Below are 17,580 nucleotides of genomic sequence, written 5' to 3' on the forward strand. Positions count from 1 at the left end.
ACAAGAAGAATGTTGCCGCAGGAACTCATTCGCAAGAAACGCGACGGTGGAACGTTGGACGCCGAAGAAATTGCATTCTTCGTTCGTGGGCTCGCAGATGGCTCGGTCACTGAAGGGCAGGTTTCCGCGCTTGCCATGGCCGTGTTCTTCAAGGGGCTCACGGTCGAGGAACGGGTTGCGCTGACCCTGGCCATGCGTGACAGCGGTGACGTAATGGACTGGATGGAAGTCGACGCGCCAATTCTGGACAAGCATTCGACCGGCGGTGTCGGTGACAATGTTTCTCTCATGTTGGCTCCGGCGCTCGCTGCCTGCGGCGCTGCCGTTCCGATGATTTCCGGACGTGGCCTCGGTCATACCGGCGGTACGCTTGACAAGTTCGACAGCATCCCGGGCTACCAGACGCAGCCGGACAATCTTCTTTTCAAGAAGGTGGTCCGCGATATCGGGTGCGCTGTCATTGGCCAGACCGGCAATCTTGCACCAGCGGACAAGCGTTTTTATGCGATCAGGGACGTAACGGCGACTGTCGAAAGCATCGATCTCATCACGGCATCCATTCTTTCAAAGAAACTGGCCGCCGGGCTCCAGGGTCTGGTGCTGGATGTCAAATGGGGATCAGGTGCTTTTATGGCGTCTCTGGAAGAGGCCCGGGCTCTTGCTGAAAGCCTGGTTCTGGTTGCCAACGGCGCTGGTCTCAAGACAACTGCACTCCTGACCGACATGAACGAGCCACTTGCGTCGGCTGCGGGCAACGCGGTCGAAATGCAGAATGCAGTCGATTTTCTGAAAGGCACAGCAGTGGACAACCGCCTCTGGGATGTCACCGTTGCACAGGGTGGCGAATTGCTGGCGTCCGGGGGCATCGCACCCACCGCCGAAGCGGGTGCTGAAATGATGCGTGAAGCCTTTGACAGCGGCAAGGCCGCAGAGAAATTCGCGCAGATGGTCCACGCGCTTGGCGGTCCGGTCGACTTCCTGGAAAAATGCGAGGTCTATCTTGCAAAGGCGCCGGTCCAGGCTCCGGTCTATGCCGAAATGGAGGGTGTTGTGACCGCGGTTGATGCACGCGCTGTCGGCGTTGCTGTGGTGGCACTTGGCGGTGGACGCCGGGCCGCGGCCGACGTGATCGATCCCTCTGTCGGCCTGACGGATCTGGCCGGTATCGGCAACACCGTGGATGCGGACGCTCCACTTGCCATTGTTCACGCGCGTTCGGAGCAAGAAGCCGAAACAGCGGCAGTAGCTGTTCGAAACGCCTACACAATCGGTGCGGCGATGGACGTTGCAGACAACCCGAGCATTGTCGGCCGCATCGCTCCTTGAACAGGTATGTCGGGACTTCGGTCCCGGCGGTTTTCCGGTCCGGATGACCGGCAACAAACAGATTTGTGGAGAAACCCATGCCTCGTGCAATCCTGTGCGTTCTGGACAGTTTCGGCATTGGCGGTGCCACGGATGCGGACGCCTTCGGCGATGCCGGGTCCGATACACTCGGCCATATCGCCGAGCACTGCGCGGACGGTAGGGGCGACAGGGAAGGGCTGCGAAGCGGTCCCTTGTCAGTGCCCAACATGGATCGGCTCGGACTTGGGGCTGCGGGGCGTCTTTCAACCGGAAAGGCTATTCCCGGCCTGGATTTTCCGGGAGATCCAGATGGTCTCTGGGGATATGCTGCTGAAGTCTCGCACGGCAAGGATACTCCGTCCGGTCACTGGGAGATCGCCGGTGTTCCCGTGCGCTTCGACTGGGGCTACTTCCCGGAAACAATTCCGGCTTTTCCGAAGGAACTTGTCGCAAAGATCAGCGAAGCCGCAGGGTTGGACGGAATTCTCGGTGACAAACATGCATCTGGAACCGAGATCATCGCAGAACTTGGCGAGGAACATGTCAGGACAGGCAAACCGATCTTTTATACCTCTGCGGATTCCGTCATCCAGATTGCGGCACATGAAGGACATTTCGGTCTGGAGAGGCTCCTGAAGCTCTGCGAAACAGCTCGTGAATTTGCCGACCCCTACAATATTGGCCGTGTCATTGCCCGCCCGTTTGACGGCGAAACGTCCGAAACGTTCCGACGCACCGCCAACCGGCGCGATTACTCCGTCCTGCCGCCTGAACCGACTTTGCTGGATCGCCTGAGTGATGCCGGGAGAACGGTCATAGGTGTCGGCAAGATTTCGGACATCTTTGCGCATCAGGGTGTGGCCAGGGTTTTGAAGGGGGCAGGCAACGATCAACTCTTCGATCGGACCCTCGAAGCGATGGAGATGGCACAAGACGGCGATCTGGTCTTTTCCAACTTCATCGATTTCGATTCGCTATATGGGCATCGGCGTGACGTTCCGGGCTATGCGGCTGCCCTGGAACACTTCGACCGGCGGTTGCCGGAAATGATCAACAGAATGCGGGCGGGAGACCTGCTTGTTCTGACAGCTGATCACGGCTGTGATCCAACCTGGAAGGGAACCGACCATACTCGGGAAAATGTTCCGGTGATTGCGACCGGCCCGGGCATTGCGGGGAAAAGCGTCGGTGGTAGAAAAACCTATGCGGATATCGGCGAGAGTGTTGCGGCCCATCTCGGGATCGCGCAAGGTCCGCATGGAACGAGTTTTCTACAGATTGATTGATCCTCACACTCAAGGCAGGTCTCGCCGGAAATGAACGAAACGCTCAACGTCCCGAAGGCCGAACTGCATTGCCACATCGAAGGCGCTGCGCCGCCCAGCCTCGTACGACGACTGGCCGGACAGCATGGCGTCGACGTGACGGAAGCAATTGACGGCAACGGAAAATACATCTGGTCCGATTTTACCAGCTTCCTGAAGGCCTATGATGTGGCCAGTTCGGTGTTCAAGACACCGGCGGATTATTCATTGCTTTCGGAAACCTATTTCAGGATGTTGGCCGCCGAAGGTGCCATTTACGGCGAAATTACCATATCGCCGGACCATGCTCAGGCAGCCGGATTGTCATACAGGTCCTATGTCGAGGGCCTTGCCGCCGGGATCGAACGAGCCAAGACCGATACGGCTATAGAAGGCCGCATGATCGCGATCGGAGTGCGCCACTTCGGGTCCGCATCCGTCGAGCGCGTGGTCAAGGAAGTCATCGGAAATCCGCATCCGCTTGTGACCGGGTTTGGTCTTGCAGGAGACGAACGCGCGGGCCATCCGGCAAATTTTGCCAAGGCTTTCAGAATGGCATCCGATGCCGGTCTTGGAACCACCGCACATGCAGGCGAGTTCGGCGGTCCGGACAGCATCATCGCGGCCTTGGAATTCTTGCGGGTCAAACGCATCGGGCATGGCGTTCGTGCCATCGAGGACAAGGAACTTGTGAAGCGGCTTGTCGATGAGGACGTTGTGCTGGAAGTCTGTCCGGGATCGAATGTCTCGCTCGGCGTCTATTCTCATCTTCGCTTTCACCCGGTGAATATCCTGCGCAAGGAAGGCGTGAAGGTCACGCTGAACTCCGACGATCCGCCGTTCTTCGGAACGACGCTCGGCAAGGAGTACACCTCTGTGGCGGAGACATTCGGCTGGTCGTTTGAAGATCAGATGGCCATTACCAGAACCGCGATTGAGGCAGCGTTCTGCGAACCGGCGGCGAAGAACCGGCTGCTGGTGCGCCTGGACAGCGCCAAACAAGATCGTGGCGGCAACTGAGGGGGGATACGTCATGGAGACATCAAACTCCACGCTGGATCTTTTTCGGCCCGAGGAAGTCCGGCGCCGGTCACAGGACCTTCTCGGCGTTGCCGGTTCTTCGGGTCTCCAACACGTTGACGTGGACCTCTCCGGACTTTCAGACATCCTTGTGATGCTTCTTGAGACCACCAGGGGAAACTATCCGGATTTTCATATTCCGCCCTACGGTGTTTGGCGTGACTTCGAGGCGGGCGACATCGACCGCTGGTCGGCTCTTGCCAATGCCCGTGCATTCGAAAACGCTGAGGAACTGCTGGCCGCCGCAGCCGATCTCGCCATCCTGGGTGCCTATATGAAAACGTTGCATCCGTCCGGCTGGACCTATGAAGACCAGATGACCGAAACCCGGGTATCCGGCAATCAGGCGTCAGCTCTTGCCACTTTTCACATGTTCGCGGCCGGATCGTTTTCAAGCGAAATGACCGATCCCTATCGCGTGGACGCGGACACCTTGATCCGGATGGAAAAGGACGAACTCGCGTTTGGTCTTCAATGGGATCTTCAGGACGACGTGGATCTTCTCGAGGCAATGCAAAAGCACCTCAAGCGCCTTGGTGAAGCACTCGCCTTGCGTCCCGACCTGTTCTCGAAAGGCGACGTTACCAGGCCAGGGCTGCTGGCCGTTGAACTTGCAAAGGAAAGCGGGGAGGCTGTCAGTGCGAATGTGATCTTGGACAAGCTTCTGGAAGCGCTGGCTCCTGTGTGGGTCGGTGGTGCGGAAACCGGTGACATCACGCTTGGGGACAGCTTCCGTCATTCAGGGACCGGAAGTGCGGAAACCGACACTGTCATTCCCTTTCACATGGCGGCGCAGGAAATGGTCTACGCTCTTGTTGAGCCGTTCGCCTGGGCCGGTTTCGAAGTTTCGGAACTGGAACTCCTGACCGCACCGGCCGATGACGTGCATGCCAGCGTATTCCTGAAAGCCGGCGTGCTGAAGATCAGGGATGGTCCCGAGGCTCCGACAGAAGATGGTGTGCGGGACAGGATGGTTGAAATCCGCGCAATCACCATCGCATTGATAGACAAACTCGCGGACTTGTTGCGGCGTGAACTGGACGTTCCGGCTGAGCAATTGCCCCTGACATGCATCCTGGAGGGCGGTACCAGCCGCCTGGGGACGCGATTTTTGCGGGAAGGCTTCGGCGAAAGCGAAAAACTCGGGCGATATCTCAATCCGGGGGCTGTTTTTTGGTTGCCGTTCGGGGCATAGCTCCTGAACATTAAGAAACAACGGAACCGGTCCTGTCCGCAGGACCTGAGCAAAGAGAGGCAGACATGTCCGGAGCCAACGTCATCAGCCATCCGCTGGTCCAGCACAAGTTGACCATCATGCGCGACAAGGGAACATCGACACAGGGGTTCCGGCGCCTGTTGCGCGAGATATCGACCCTGCTGTGTTACGAAGTGACCCGCGATCTGCCCCTGGTCCGCCAGACCATCGAAACGCCGCTCGCCGAGATGCAGGCGCCAATGCTGGCAGGCAAGAAACTCGTGTTTGCGTCCGTTTTGCGTGCGGGCAACGGTTTGCTCGAAGGTATGCTGGAACTCGTGCCTTCAGCCCGGGTTGCACATATCGGCCTCTACCGGGATCCGGAGACGCTTCATCCGGTCGAATATTATTTCAAGGCACCTGACGATCTGAACGAGCGTCTCGTGATCGTCGTAGACCCGATGCTGGCAACCGCCAACTCGGCGATCGCTGCCGTTCACAAGATCAAGGAACGGGGGGCGAACAACATTCGCTTCCTGTGCCTGCTGGCCGCGCCGGAGGGTGTTGCGAAATTCAACGAGAACCACCCCGATGTTCCGATCTTTACCGCTGCGATCGACGAGAAGCTCAACGAAAAGGGTTATATCGTTCCGGGCCTCGGCGATGCCGGCGACCGGATGTATGGCACCAAGTAGACGGGCTGTTTCGTCATGATCACGGTTTTTGGCTCGATCAACCTCGACCTTGTTGTCGTCCTCCCGCGTCTGCCAAAGGCGGGAGAAACCGTCAGCGGTCCGGATCATCAGACGTTCCCGGGCGGCAAGGGTGCGAACCAGGCCCTTGCTGCAAGACGAGCCGGAGCAAATGTGCGCATGATTGGCGCAGTCGGGCAGGATGCGTTTGGTGCGCTGGCCCTGTCCAACATGCGGAATGCGGATGTGGACCTTGCCGGCGTCAGATCATTGACCGGCTCGACCGGCCTGGCCCTGATCGGGGTTGATGCCGCAGGAGAGAACCAGATCATTGTGGCCAGTGGAGCCAATGCGCGCGTTGACTCCGGCTGGCTTGTTGGCGGATTGAACGCCGGCGGATTGCTGATGTTGCAGGGAGAAATTCCGTTCCCCGAGACCGAAAGGTCAATAGGGCACGCGCGCAACGCCGGCGCCGATGTTTTTTGGAATCCCGCACCGGTGCCATCGGAGGATCTCTCCGGATTGCTCGAGGGCATCACCACGCTTGTCGTCAATGAAGGTGAAGCTGCGGACATTGCATCGAGACTGGGAATATCGGGTGATCCCGATGCATTTGTGGATCGTCTGGCGGACGAAACGCATGCGATTGTCGTCACGCTCGGAGCAAGAGGCGTGTTGGCCGGTAAGGGCTCGGATCGTATTCAGATTGGATCTCCTGATATTGAGCCTGTCGATACAACCGGTGCCGGGGATGCTTTCTGCGGCGCGCTCGCAGCAGCGCTAGATGCCGGAACTGCGTTCGAGCGGGCGCTCAGGGAGGGCGTTGCCGCCGGTGCGCTCGCCTGTACCGCGACCGGGGCTCAATCGAGCGCGCCGGCAAAAGAAGACATTAGCCGACTGGCGGATCAAATCGTCTGAATTGGTTTTACAGGACACTAAGGAAATTGTGGTACCCGGAAGAAAGCTTCGAATAATCCGGGTGCACTATGCTGCGGTATGCCGTCATCTTGTTGATCCTTGTCGGGGTTGCCCCGATCGTGCCGATCCTCGTTGAGGCGCGTATCGGCACCGATGACCGCGCAAACACGGCGCAGGATGAGGTGGACGCTGGTTCGGGACCAAGGACACACCGGATATCGGTTGACCGCCGAGGACACTATGTTGCCGATGCCTATCTGAATGGCAGGGCGATCGATATGCTTGTCGACACGGGCGCAACCGTCACAGCCTTGCCGGTTTCGGTTGCCGAAGACATTGGAATCTTCCTGAGTCCCTCCGAGTACAAGCACCCGATCGGAACAGCAAACGGACGGGTTTACGGTGCCAGAACGGTGATCGACAAGGTACGCATCGGCGCGATCCGTTTCCGCAATGTCGAAGCGATCGTCCTGAGCGATGACAGTCTGGGTGTGCCGCTTCTGGGCATGTCCGCGCTCAGCCAGCTCAGGCGGTTTGACATTTCCAGCGGCACGTTAGTACTTGTTCAGTAATCCCGAATACAATCCGATTTCCCGTATCCACGTCCGGGTTTCCGACCGGCACTGAGAGGCATCGATGTTTCCAAAACCACGCCCGGAGCTGTTTCCCAACACGTTCGAGTATGAATCTCTCCCCATGGTGAAACCGACCGGCTTCAGGGAGTACGATGCCCGCTGGTTGTTTGAAAAAGAAATCAACCTCATGGGTATGCAGGCGCTCGGAATGGGGATCGGTACTCTCATTCACGAGCGGGGCGTTCGTCCCGATATCGCCGTCGGCCATGATTTTCGCGGATACTCCTCATCCATCAAGATGGCGGTCGTGAATGGCCTGCTCGCAGCCGGTGTCAATGTGCACGATATTGGCCTGGCATTGTCTCCGATGGCTTACTTCGCGCAATTTGCGCTGGACGTGCCGGCTGTTGCCATGATCACCGCGTCCCACAACGACAATGGCTGGACCGGCGTGAAAATGGGTATCGACCGGCCATTGACGTTCGGTCCGGACGAAATGGGGCGACTGAGGGAAATCGTGCTTGACGCGGCCTATGATTTGAAGGGCGGTGGCAGCTACCGCTTTGTGGACGGGTTCCCGGACATCTATTTCAAGGATCTTACCGACAGGCCCAAACTGAAACGCCCGATCAAGGTCGTCGCGGCCTGCGGTAACGGGACAGCCGGAGCGTTTGCACCGAAAATACTGGAAGCGGTGGGTGCGGAAGTCATCCCGCTTGATACCGAGCTCGACCACACATTTCCCCGCTACAATCCAAATCCGGAAGACATGCAAATGCTGCATGCACTCCGGGACAAGGTTCTGGAAACCGGTGCCGATGTCGGCCTCGGTTTCGATGGCGACGGTGACCGTTGCGGTGTCGTCGACAATGAGGGTGAGGAAATCTTCGCGGACAAGGTTGGTGTGATGCTAGCGCGTGATATTTCTGCACTTCATCCCAATTGCCAATTCGTCGTCGATGTGAAGTCGACCGGACTGTTCAACACCGACCCGGTGCTTCGGGCGAACGGTGCCCGGACCGACTATTACAAGACGGGGCATTCCTACATTAAACGCCGCGTTACGGATCTTGATGCGATCGTCGGGTTTGAAAAGTCCGGCCATTATTTCTTCAACAAGCCGATCGGACGCGGATATGACGATGGGCTTGTCTCGGGGATCGCCATTCTCGACATGCTCGACCGGAATCCCGGAAAGTCGATGGCAGACCTGCGCCGTGATCTGCCGAAGACCTGGGGTTCTCCGACCATGTCGCCGAAATGCGCCGATGAGATCAAATATGATGTTGTCGAGCGTGTTGTCTCGAAGTTCCACGAAATGAAAGACAGAGGCGAGACAATCGCGGGCCATGAGATAACCGACCTGATAACGGTCAACGGCGTGAGGGTCGTCAGCAGCGACGGCACCTGGGGACTTGTTCGCGCGTCTTCCAACAAGCCAGAACTGGTTGTGGTGGTCGAGAGCCCGGTTTCGGAAGAAAGGCTGCATGAAATGTTCAAGGCAGTTGACGGCATTCTTCGTGAAAATCCGGAAGTTGGCGAATACAATCAGACACTCTAAGGTTTGGCGACATGTCACAGGGCAGCGAATGATTCCGCCGTCCAGGCGTATCTCAGGCAAGCCTTTTTGGAAAAATCTGCATGATCAGTGAATTCGGCACCCTTCCGGACGGCACGGCCGTCCAGGAAATCACGTTGAAAAAAGGGTTTCTTGAAGCGTCCGTCCTGACATTTGGTGCCATCATCCGAGACTTGAAGGTAGACGGTCAATCGGTGGTCCTCGGATTTGAAGATCTGCACAGTTATCTCGATCACTCTGCTTATTTCGGGGTAGTTGCCGGGCGCTGTGCCAACAGAATTGCCGGCGGAAAGATCAAGATCGAAGGGGAAACCTATCAGCTCGATTGCAACGACGGCCGGCTGCATCACCTGCATGGCGGCGCGACAGGGTTTTCTTCAAGAAACTGGCAGGTGGAACAGAGCGACAAGGCCAGCGTGCTTTTGAAACTTGTTTCCGAAGATGGAGACATGGGATATCCGGGCCAGGTCGAGGCACTCGTGCGCTACACGCTGACCGGATCAGGCGCGTTGAGGGTGAAGATCTCCGCGACAACAGACAAGGCGACACCCGTCAATCTGACCCAGCACAGCTATTTCAATCTTGATGGCAGCGAGACAATTCTGGACCACAGCCTTGAGATTGCGGCAGAAACTTATCTGCCTGTTGATGAGACCCTGATCCCGACCGGCGAAGTCAGGCGCGTGGAATGGACGCCCTTCGACTTTCAGGATGGTCGCAGTCTTCGACGGAAGCCAGGCGAGGAGGATCTGCAATATGATCATAATTTCTGTCTGGCGGGAGAACCCCGGTCATCGATGGGCTTCGCGGCAGCGCTGGAAGATTCTACAGGCGAACGGCGGATGGAAGTCTGGACGACCGAGCCGGGTCTTCAGCTTTATGATGCGGCAAGATTGAACGTGCCTGTTCCAGGACTCGGTGGCAAGACCTACGGTCCGCATGCGGGCCTGTGTCTGGAGGCGCAACGATGGCCGGACAGCATCAATCAGAAAGAATTTACACCTGTCCTGTTACAACCATCACAGACCTATAGTCATGTGACGGAATTCCGTTTTTCTTGAGATGGGTTACATTGGAGCAGGCGGCGGCAAAGCCGATGTGAAACGATGAAGGCAAAGGGGGCAGCGATTGAAGACGGTATTTTCTGACCTCCAGCTCGCGCATGCGCCGGCACAGGAGATTTCAGATGGCGAGTTGAAGCCGGCTGTCGAAATCCCACGCCGCGCCGAAATCGTTCTGGAAACTGTCAGGCAAAGGAAAGTCGGAGACGTCGTCGGTTCGGAAGAGTTTCCGATCCGTCCACTTCAGCGGGTCCATGCCTCACACTATGTTTCGTTCCTGGAAAGCTTCTGGGGGAGGTGGACGGACGCGGGCCGGACCAAGGAGGCGTTTCCGTTCGTTTGGCCCATTCGCAGTCTGCGGCAGGATGTCGAGATCGAGCATATCGACGGTTTGTTGGGCCGCTACTCGATGGATGCCGGAACACCGGTTGGAGAATTCACTTATCAGGCGGCACGCGCATCGGCGAACACCGCATTGACCGGCGCCAAGCTCATTCTGGACGGTGAAAAGTCGGCTTTTGCCCTGTGTCGACCACCGGGTCACCACGCCGGCTTTGATTTTTACGGCGGATATTGTTTCTTCAACAATGCGGCAGTCGCTGCACAATATCTGCGCGACTACGGTTTGAACCGCATTGCCATTCTGGATGTCGACTATCATCACGGTAACGGCACGCAAGCTCTCTTCTACGACCGCCCGGATGTCCTGTTCCTGTCGATCCACGCTGATCCAAAGAATGAGTATCCCTATTTTCTGGGATTTGCGGATGAAACGGGTGAACATGCCGGAACCGGTTTCACCCGCAACTGGCCCTTGCCTCTCGGCACTGATTGGGATGCCTATACACCTGCCCTTGAAGAGGCCTGCCGCTGGCTTCTGGTCTACAAGCCGGATGCGATGATCGTGTCGCTCGGGCTCGACTGCTTCGAGAACGACCCGATCTCGGGGTTCAGGTTCAAGAGCGAGGACTACATCCTGCTCGGGCAACGCCTCGCCAAGGTAGGTGTGCCGACGCTTTTCCTCCTGGAAGGGGGATATGCGGTCGACGCCCTTGGCACAAATTGCGTGAACGTCCTGGAAGGTTTCGGGGGCTCATAGCAAGCCGAGTTGCCTGAGATCTTCGGCGAGAATGTCTGCCGACGTGAAGTGATGCGCCCTCATGCCGACGCCTCTGGCGGCTTCGACGTTGGCGATGGAATCGTCGATGAACAGACAGGTTCCCGCGTCCAGCCGGTTTCGCTCAAACAGGACGCTGTAGATCCTCGGGTCAGGCTTGATCATCCTTTCTTCAGCTGAAACGACGATATCCAGGAAACTGGTCTTTAGGAACGGAAACCGATCCTGTGCCTCAAGGAATTTCTCGTTCGAGAAATTGGTGACTGCGTAAAGCGGAACACCTTTCGACCCGAGTTCCTCCAACAATTGCCGCGTCCCCGGTATCTCGCCCGGGACCATGTCGTGCCAATGATCCGAATAAGCCGCAATGAGCTCTGCCTTGTCAGGATGAAGCGCGCAAAGCGCTTCCACGCCTTCCTTCCAGGAGCGGCCGAGGTCCTGTTGCAGGTTCCAGTCGGGAGTACAAATTGATGCCAGAAAAGACGTCCGCTCCGTTTCGTCTGGAATAAGGCGTCGATAGAGATATTCCGGATTCCATTCGATCAGGACATTACCTATATCGAAGACAACCGTCGTGATAGCATTGGGCATTGAATAGTCCGATATATGTTGTGAGAGAATTTTTGGGCGATGTGCGAATTTTCGATCTTGATCAAAGAGTTATGACAGGACTATGGCCTTGTTGACCAATATCACCAAACTTGTTGCTCTGATTCTTTGCCTTTACGCCCCTGTTGTTTCTGCCGAGGCCAAAGATCCTGAAGTCATGCCCGACCGGCTGCGTCTCGGTGTCGTCGTTGGCGCGGATGAAAATGCACGCGAGCGCGTTGAACCTTTTCGGCTCGCTCTTGAGGAAATTGCTGATCTTCCGGTTGATCTGTTTTTGATGGAAACGCTGGGGGAGGCGGTCGAGGGCCTCGTCAACGGACGGATAGACTATGTTCGCCTGTCTCCTTCTGCCTACGCGGCGGCTCATCGGCTTTGCAAATGTGTAGAGCCGCTTGTGACTGCCGGGCCGGACGATTTTCCAGCCCGCTTCTATGCCATCCTCGTCAGCAAGCGCGGCGGAGACAGCACCTCGATTGAGGATCTGAAAGGCACTCGTCTTGCTGTTGGAAACAAACATGCAGTCGCGGCATATCGTGTGCCGATTGCCAATCTTGCCGCCGACGGAATTGACGCCAGGTCTCATTTTCAGACGTTGGTCGAGGTCCAGAACCCCGTGGAAGGCCTGCAGGCACTTCTGGATGGACGCGTTCAGGCTTCGCTCGCCTGGTCGAGCCTTGCAGGTGAGGCCAAGAACGGCTTCACGGCAGGGACATTGAACGACTACTACGTCTCGGGCAGCAAGGGCTTCAATGATCTGCAGATCGTCTGGCGGTCCCCGCCCATTCCATATTCCGCGCACAGCATTTCAAAAGATCTGCCCGACGCGCTCAAGCGGCGTCTTCGGGCCGGCTTGATGGACATGCGCCGGGAGGCGCCAGGCGCCTACCTGGCGATTGAACCTGACTTGCCCGGAGGGTTCGAGCCGGTGGTGCATGCGGATTACAGGCCTGTTCTCAGAACGTTCGAAGATGAGTATTCGAGCCTGCTTGAGGTGGAGGGTCGACGTTAGCTGCCTGCAGGAAAGGCTTCAGCACGCATCAGACGCTCAGTATGGCGGCGGATCATTTCTTCTTCGTTGGTCGGGATTACCAGTACCCTGACCCGAGATGTTTCAGCAGTGATATCTTCGACACGCGCATTGTTCTTCTCCTCATCGATGGAGAGCCCGAGCCAATCCTGGTCGGCACAGACCATGGATCGGATAACTGCTGCGTTTTCACCAATCCCGCCAGTGAAGACGACAGTGTCCAGCCCTTTCAGAATTGCTGCCATCGCACCGAGTTCCCGCCTGATGCGGAAAACAAAATAGTCAATTGCCGCTGTCGCCCCGGGATCGTCGCTTTCTGTCAGTGTGCGCATGTCCTGGCTGATGCCGGACAGACCCTTGAGGCCGGATTGCTTGTAGAGGAGGTCCGAGATCTCCTCGGGCGTCATGCCTTTTGTCGTCATGAGATACAGCACGACCCCCGGGTCGAGCTGCCCGCAGCGCGTGCCCATTGGCAAGCCGTCGAGGGCAGTGAAACCCATCGTCGACCCGATGCTCTGACCATCCCGGATCGCGCACATGGAGGCTCCGTTACCCAGATGGGCAACAACCAGTTTGCCTGCTCCGAAGTCCTGGCCGGTTTCCTTGAGATGGCTGCAGATATATTCATAAGAGAGGCCGTGAAATCCATAGCGGCGCACGCCTTCTTCGTAAAGTGACTGCGGCAGCGCGAATGTATCGTTGACCCAGGGATGGTTGCGATGAAAGGCCGTATCGAAACAGGCGGTCTGGATCGCAGTTGGAAACGCTGAGCGTGCCGCATCGATCCCGGCGAGATTGTGCGGCTGATGCAAAGGCGCCAGTGGTTCGAGCGACTTGAGATCCGAAAGAACGTTATCCGTGATCTGTAAAGGCGTTGCGTACTGCATGCCTCCATGAACGACCCGATGCCCGACCGCGTCGACCTTCTGCCCGTTTGTTTCCTCTTCAAGAATGGGAATCAGTGCGGCGAGTGCCGACCGGTGCGTCCTGCCTGCTTCGGCGGATAGCTGTCTGTCTATTCGGCCGCCGGTCCTTTCTGATTTGAGGTCAATGTGCGGTTCTGCACCCAGACCTGAAATCTGTCCAGCCAACCGGGGGCGATCACCTTCAAAGAGGGTGAACTTGATGGACGAGGAACCTGAATTGAGAACAAGAATGACGGGTGTCATCGTCATTTCACGTCACGGTCCAGAAATCCGACCGGCGCACCGCTTGCTTTCCAGTGCACATAGAGCAGGGCAAGGGCGCAGGATGCGAGCCGGGAACGGCCGTCGTCGGCCCGGCTGGTCAGCATCACCGGAACTTTCGCGCCGATCACAAGACCGGCAGCTTCGGCATGGGCGATGAACGTCAGTTCCTTTGCCAGCATGTTGCCGGATTCCAGATTGGGGACAATCAGGACTTCGGCGCGGCCCGCGACAAGAGACGTGATGCCCTTCGTGCGCGCCGCCTGCAGGTCGATTGCATTGTCCATTGCCAAAGGTCCGTCGACGACAGCGCCTGTGATCTGGCCACGTTCGGCCATCTTTGACAGCACCGCGGCATCAAGGCTCGACGGAATGGCCGGGTTGACCGTTTCGATGGCGGACAGAATGCCGACACGTGGCGTTTCCAAACCGAGTGAACACGCTGCGTCGATGGCGTTTTGCGTGATATCGACCTTCGTGTTGAGGTCCGGCGTGATGTTGATCGCCGCGTCGGAGATCAGAACAGGCGTTTTGCGGCCGGGAATGTCCATGACGAAAACATGGCTGATACGACGCTTCGTTCTGAGGCCACCATCGCGTTTAACCACGTGATGCAGGAGATGATCGGTATGAAGGTGACCCTTCATGACAGCTTTCACCTTGCCTTCGTGCACCATGGCGACGGCCCGTCCGGCGGCCTCCATTTCATCTTCGATATCGATCAGTTCGTAGGTATCGATGGTTTCACTGAGTTCCTTGGCCGCGTCTTCAATCCTGCTTTTCGCGCCAATAAGAACCGGCCTGATCAGGCCTTCCCGCGCTGCCATCAGGGCACCCTCGAGAGAATTGGGGTCATCTGGAGCAACCACCGCCGTCGGCAAGGCGGGGAGTGTTTTTGCGAGCTCGATCATTCTGTTGAAGTGGCGGTGACGTTGCACCAGCAGGGCGGGGATGTCGCTGGAATCGAATTCGATGGTCTCCGTGGGCGCGGCGACCTCGGCAACGCCTTCCACCAGGCGAAAACCATCGCCGCGGGTCACGGTCAGATCAAAGACGACAATGTTGTCCGGCCGCTTTTCGGTCGCGGTCACTTTCACGTGCAAATGATCGCCCACCGCAGCTGCACCAAGAAAACGAAACGACTGTGATTTATAAACCGTGCCGGGACCTGGCAGAATGTTTCCGAGAACCGCGGATGCCAGTCCACCGACCCACATGGCGGGCGCGACCGGTTTGTCGACGATACCGTCGCCGGTCCAGTCGGTATCGGGCAAGTGGATCGGATTGCGATTTCCGGAGGCATGCGCGAAAACCAGCAGGTCATTGCTGGAACACTCCCGGACGATTTCCGCCGTGTCGCCTACGGCAATCTGTTCGAAAGTCTTGTTTGTCGCCATCGGTTCAAGGTCCCCAACTGAAACAGGAATATTGCAATGCAATGTAGCCTGATGAGGGTACGCGCGCTATGCGACGATGCAAATACGGGAAAGATAGTGTTGGCCGCTGAAACCCGGGTCAGCAATTGCTGCAGGTGACAGTCCCCGTGATCCTTGGCGTCAGGAAATATGTGTCGCTAAGGTTCATGACCGAAGGACTCCATTCGAATATTCCCGAAAACAGTCCCGTGAAGCTGGGAGTGTAGGTCAGGTTGGACTGCCCAACGACAATTGAAGAATTCGGTACGGCTACGGTGCCCGGCAAGGTGATTGGGGGCGCGGCACCCGTCGACCAGGGGGTGGCTCCGGCTGAATCGCGGCTCCAGTCAACGCTGGCATCGCCGTCGTCATCAAAGGAGACGCTGGCAACGATCACCTGCAGGTTTGTCGACGGATAGGGGTCAAGGATCTTCTCGCCGATATTCATCAGCGAATCGAGGTCGGTCCTGGAAACGGCTTCTTCCTGTGCGATCAGGTCGGCCACGGCGTTTGCGATGCGGCTGACCTTCCTGTCCTGGTTGAGAGCTTCCGCCAGCTCCGTCATGCCAATCAGAAGAAAGAACATGAACGGAAGGATCATGGCGAATTCAACAGCGGACACGGCATTGTCGTCACGGCGGAACTTTTTCATGGCTCCAGTGGCGAAATTCGTCGCGGTAACCAGGGTTGGCATGAAGTTATTCCCAGGGTTCATTGCGGAATACCATTGTTGACGTCAGAAATCGCTCGGTCCCGGAATCATCCAGTGCGAGGTTCAAAGCGGCGGTCATCATCGGCCATTTGTAAATGACCTTCACGACCACGATCTTGCCGGCACCACCGATGTCGTATGTAAGGTCGTCGTCTTCCTTCAGATTGCCGTCAGCGTCGTAAAGACTGTCCGTCGACCCGGCAGCTGCAAACGAATCGACACTTTCCACCTCAACCACGATTCTGTCGGTGTCACACATGAACGCCGGCATGAAGTCGCAGATCTGCGACTTGAATTGAGAGGCTGTAAGCCCGCTGGTGTGCGCCTGTCCGGTCCTGATCAGTCTCGATGCACTAATAACGGAGTTGTCGACCATCCGGCCGACGAACATCGTAATGCCGACTTCCATGATGCCGAAGACGATTATGAAGAATGGCAGGGCCACCATCGAAAATTCGACGGCCGTCACACCCTCACGGTCCTTCAGGAGCGACCGTAGTAATCTGGTTCCTAGGAACCGGCGGTGTTTTTCTCTGCCACTCATCGTTTTCTCACATTATATGACGGTCACTTCACGCCTGCCGCGCTGGCCGCCATGGAGTTTCTGGAGTTTGCCTGCTCGGCAATTCCGTTGAATGCATTGACATCGTCGCCCAGGCGCATTGTTGGCTCGCAGCTTGGATTGCAAGACATGGTCGAGCGCAGCGATTTGCGATAGACGGCAACAACGTCGTCCTCCGAAGCGCGAACTGTTATGACTTCGTCGACGATAGGCTTGCTGTTGCTGTCCAGGATGACGAGGTTGGTCGTGCCGTAACTCTTTCCGGTTATCACAACCGTATTCTCATCAAACATGGACACGTCTGCGATGAACGGGTTTCCGACGATGACGGCCGAGGCCCCATCGTCGATCCGAAAGATCTTGGCACGGTCAACTGTCACCATGACCGGTCCGTCCTGCGCCATCGCAATGCTTGTCTGTGCTGCAAACAAAAGCACGCCAGTCCATCTGATTAGGTTCGTAAACATGCTTATGAATACTCCATTAGTGCCAATTCTTACGAGATCATGCCGCAAACGTGGTGAACGATCTGCTAACGTGACGAAAATTGGCGAAGAACTACTGACACGTCGATATGCTTTAAGAGTCTGAGGTGTTTTGAATGCAAATTCGAAATTATTCCTGAGACTCCTGAATTGTTACAATGTTTGTTTCGAAGAGAATGCCACCAAGAATAATATTCGAAATAAAACAATAAGTATAAGATTGACAAATCCGTAAAAAAGTTATGTATGATTGGAGATCTTATGAGGATATTTTAATTTATACTGCAAAATATTTTGAATTTCATTAGAAAATAAGCTGAGTTAACTATTTTTTATCTATACCGATTTTTAACTATAGTTACATTTATGAAGATTACCCCGGAATCATGTGGTCGCTTTAACTGGTTGGAAAGCTCTCTGCCCTAGGTTGGGTTCATGTTCGAACGGACCAGAACAAGATCCGGCGGACTTGAAGCTGTCAACTCAGTGGTACTTGGAGCAAAAAACATGAAAACTCTTATCAACCGTTTCGTAAAAGACGAATCTGGCGCAACTGCAATTGAATACGGCCTGATCGCCGGCTTGCTGTCCATCGTCATCATCGCGGCTGTATCTCTTGCAGGTACGTCCCTGACGAGCGTCTTCAGCACAATTTCTACAAAGCTGAACGACTCCGTCAAAACCACTCCGTAACTTCGGTTGGTTTCGCAAGGCT

The 17,580-nt window shown here is 56.5% G+C and carries 18 protein-coding genes; 12 read left to right on the forward strand and 6 right to left on the reverse strand.

Translation table 11 applies throughout. The annotated features are described in order from the left end of the window. Positions 1 to 9 precede the first annotated feature (9 nt). From deoA to ACO6TI_RS11180, 10 genes are all read left to right on the forward strand, one after another. Positions 10 to 1,326 (forward strand): thymidine phosphorylase, encoded by a 1,317-nt coding sequence (deoA, locus tag ACO6TI_RS11135; protein WP_196999010.1) that lies wholly within the window; start codon positions 10 to 12, stop codon positions 1,324 to 1,326. A 77-nt stretch (positions 1,327 to 1,403) separates the two neighbouring features. Beyond that, complete coding sequence (locus ACO6TI_RS11140; protein ID WP_422384946.1) at positions 1,404 to 2,633, forward strand: phosphopentomutase; 1,230 nt, start codon at positions 1,404 to 1,406, stop codon at positions 2,631 to 2,633. A 30-nt stretch (positions 2,634 to 2,663) separates the two neighbouring features. Continuing rightward, on the forward strand, positions 2,664 to 3,671 hold the full coding sequence (locus tag ACO6TI_RS11145; protein WP_055120081.1) for an adenosine deaminase: 1,008 nt from the start codon (positions 2,664 to 2,666) through the stop codon (positions 3,669 to 3,671). 13 nt (positions 3,672 to 3,684) lie between these two features. Then, positions 3,685 to 4,926, forward strand: a complete 1,242-nt coding sequence (locus ACO6TI_RS11150; RefSeq protein ID WP_196999012.1) for a DUF1688 family protein — start codon at positions 3,685 to 3,687, stop codon at positions 4,924 to 4,926. Between the two features lie 65 nt (positions 4,927 to 4,991). After that, positions 4,992 to 5,621, forward strand: coding sequence for a uracil phosphoribosyltransferase (gene upp / locus ACO6TI_RS11155; protein WP_029062114.1), 630 nt, complete (start codon positions 4,992 to 4,994; stop codon positions 5,619 to 5,621). Between the two features lie 15 nt (positions 5,622 to 5,636). Beyond that, positions 5,637 to 6,536, forward strand: a complete 900-nt coding sequence (locus ACO6TI_RS11160) for a ribokinase (RefSeq protein ID WP_196999013.1) — start codon at positions 5,637 to 5,639, stop codon at positions 6,534 to 6,536. A 68-nt stretch (positions 6,537 to 6,604) separates the two neighbouring features. Beyond that, a complete protein-coding gene (locus ACO6TI_RS11165; protein ID WP_104704688.1) occupies positions 6,605 to 7,108 on the forward strand; it encodes a TIGR02281 family clan AA aspartic protease in 504 nt (167 codons plus the stop codon). Between the two features lie 64 nt (positions 7,109 to 7,172). Further along, entirely contained in the window at positions 7,173 to 8,672 is a 1,500-nt protein-coding gene (locus tag ACO6TI_RS11170; protein WP_422384947.1) for a phosphomannomutase/phosphoglucomutase, read from the forward strand. Positions 8,673 to 8,752: 80 nt separating this feature from the next. Then, positions 8,753 to 9,751, forward strand: a complete 999-nt coding sequence (locus ACO6TI_RS11175; RefSeq protein WP_422384948.1) for an aldose epimerase family protein — start codon at positions 8,753 to 8,755, stop codon at positions 9,749 to 9,751. A gap of 67 nt (positions 9,752 to 9,818) precedes the next feature. Further along, the gene (locus tag ACO6TI_RS11180; RefSeq protein WP_108873548.1) at positions 9,819 to 10,850 is read left to right on the forward strand and encodes a histone deacetylase family protein; all 1,032 of its coding nucleotides are present in this window, start codon (positions 9,819 to 9,821) and stop codon (positions 10,848 to 10,850) included. Here the strand turns inward: ACO6TI_RS11180 and ACO6TI_RS11185 are convergent. After that, positions 10,845 to 11,459: an HAD family hydrolase gene (locus tag ACO6TI_RS11185; protein ID WP_422384949.1), complete on the reverse strand. Its 615-nt coding sequence runs from the start codon at positions 11,457 to 11,459 to the stop codon at positions 10,845 to 10,847. The two genes, ACO6TI_RS11180 and ACO6TI_RS11185, sit on opposite strands and share 6 nt — an antisense overlap. Before the next feature lie 82 nt (positions 11,460 to 11,541). On the opposite strand from ACO6TI_RS11185, the gene ACO6TI_RS11190 reads away from it, so the two are divergent. Further along, entirely contained in the window at positions 11,542 to 12,486 is a 945-nt protein-coding gene (locus ACO6TI_RS11190) for a PhnD/SsuA/transferrin family substrate-binding protein (RefSeq protein ID WP_422384950.1), read from the forward strand. On the opposite strand, the gene ACO6TI_RS11195 is transcribed toward ACO6TI_RS11190, so the two are convergent. The 5 genes from ACO6TI_RS11195 to ACO6TI_RS11215 form a co-directional block, all read right to left on the reverse strand. Then, a complete protein-coding gene (locus ACO6TI_RS11195; RefSeq protein WP_422385307.1) occupies positions 12,483 to 13,673 on the reverse strand; it encodes an acetate/propionate family kinase in 1,191 nt (396 codons plus the stop codon). The genes ACO6TI_RS11190 and ACO6TI_RS11195 overlap by 4 nt on opposite strands. 2 nt (positions 13,674 to 13,675) lie before the next feature. Then, positions 13,676 to 15,088 carry a bifunctional enoyl-CoA hydratase/phosphate acetyltransferase gene (locus tag ACO6TI_RS11200; protein ID WP_196879091.1) on the reverse strand — a complete coding sequence of 471 codons (1,413 nt, stop codon included), beginning with the start codon at positions 15,086 to 15,088 and terminating at the stop codon, positions 13,676 to 13,678. Between the two features lie 118 nt (positions 15,089 to 15,206). Then, entirely contained in the window at positions 15,207 to 15,800 is a 594-nt protein-coding gene (locus ACO6TI_RS11205; protein WP_208992854.1) for a TadE/TadG family type IV pilus assembly protein, read from the reverse strand. 4 nt (positions 15,801 to 15,804) lie between these two features. Next, the gene (locus ACO6TI_RS11210) at positions 15,805 to 16,362 is read right to left on the reverse strand and encodes a TadE/TadG family type IV pilus assembly protein (RefSeq protein ID WP_104704694.1); all 558 of its coding nucleotides are present in this window, start codon (positions 16,360 to 16,362) and stop codon (positions 15,805 to 15,807) included. A 23-nt stretch (positions 16,363 to 16,385) separates the two neighbouring features. Next, a complete protein-coding gene (locus ACO6TI_RS11215; RefSeq protein ID WP_104704695.1) occupies positions 16,386 to 16,847 on the reverse strand; it encodes a pilus assembly protein N-terminal domain-containing protein in 462 nt (153 codons plus the stop codon). 525 nt (positions 16,848 to 17,372) lie between these two features. Between ACO6TI_RS11215 and ACO6TI_RS11220 the strand changes: the two genes are divergently transcribed. Continuing rightward, positions 17,373 to 17,558: a Flp family type IVb pilin gene (locus ACO6TI_RS11220; protein WP_029062292.1), complete on the forward strand. Its 186-nt coding sequence runs from the start codon at positions 17,373 to 17,375 to the stop codon at positions 17,556 to 17,558. Positions 17,559 to 17,580: the final 22 nt, after the last annotated feature.

The organism is Roseibium album, assembly GCF_965233825.1.
GTDB classification, from domain to species: Bacteria; Pseudomonadota; Alphaproteobacteria; order Rhizobiales; family Stappiaceae; genus Roseibium; species Roseibium album.

Coding starts and splice junctions, on each gene's coding strand:
- upp (WP_029062114.1), top strand. CDS start 4,992: ATGTCCGGAGCCAACGTCATCAGCCATCCGCTGGTCCAGCACAAGTTG.
- ACO6TI_RS11195 (WP_422385307.1), bottom strand. CDS start 13,673: ATGACACCCGTCATTCTTGTTCTCAATTCAGGTTCCTCGTCCATCAAG.
- ACO6TI_RS11175 (WP_422384948.1), top strand. CDS start 8,753: ATGATCAGTGAATTCGGCACCCTTCCGGACGGCACGGCCGTCCAGGAA.
- ACO6TI_RS11215 (WP_104704695.1), bottom strand. CDS start 16,847: ATGTTTACGAACCTAATCAGATGGACTGGCGTGCTTTTGTTTGCAGCA.
- deoA (WP_196999010.1), top strand. CDS start 10: ATGTTGCCGCAGGAACTCATTCGCAAGAAACGCGACGGTGGAACGTTG.
- ACO6TI_RS11165 (WP_104704688.1), top strand. CDS start 6,605: ATGCTGCGGTATGCCGTCATCTTGTTGATCCTTGTCGGGGTTGCCCCG.
- ACO6TI_RS11200 (WP_196879091.1), bottom strand. CDS start 15,088: ATGGCGACAAACAAGACTTTCGAACAGATTGCCGTAGGCGACACGGCG.
- ACO6TI_RS11140 (WP_422384946.1), top strand. CDS start 1,404: ATGCCTCGTGCAATCCTGTGCGTTCTGGACAGTTTCGGCATTGGCGGT.
- ACO6TI_RS11220 (WP_029062292.1), top strand. CDS start 17,373: ATGAAAACTCTTATCAACCGTTTCGTAAAAGACGAATCTGGCGCAACT.
- ACO6TI_RS11145 (WP_055120081.1), top strand. CDS start 2,664: ATGAACGAAACGCTCAACGTCCCGAAGGCCGAACTGCATTGCCACATC.
- ACO6TI_RS11170 (WP_422384947.1), top strand. CDS start 7,173: ATGTTTCCAAAACCACGCCCGGAGCTGTTTCCCAACACGTTCGAGTAT.
- ACO6TI_RS11205 (WP_208992854.1), bottom strand. CDS start 15,800: ATGCCAACCCTGGTTACCGCGACGAATTTCGCCACTGGAGCCATGAAA.
- ACO6TI_RS11160 (WP_196999013.1), top strand. CDS start 5,637: ATGATCACGGTTTTTGGCTCGATCAACCTCGACCTTGTTGTCGTCCTC.
- ACO6TI_RS11190 (WP_422384950.1), top strand. CDS start 11,542: ATGGCCTTGTTGACCAATATCACCAAACTTGTTGCTCTGATTCTTTGC.
- ACO6TI_RS11210 (WP_104704694.1), bottom strand. CDS start 16,362: ATGAGTGGCAGAGAAAAACACCGCCGGTTCCTAGGAACCAGATTACTA.
- ACO6TI_RS11150 (WP_196999012.1), top strand. CDS start 3,685: ATGGAGACATCAAACTCCACGCTGGATCTTTTTCGGCCCGAGGAAGTC.
- ACO6TI_RS11185 (WP_422384949.1), bottom strand. CDS start 11,459: ATGCCCAATGCTATCACGACGGTTGTCTTCGATATAGGTAATGTCCTG.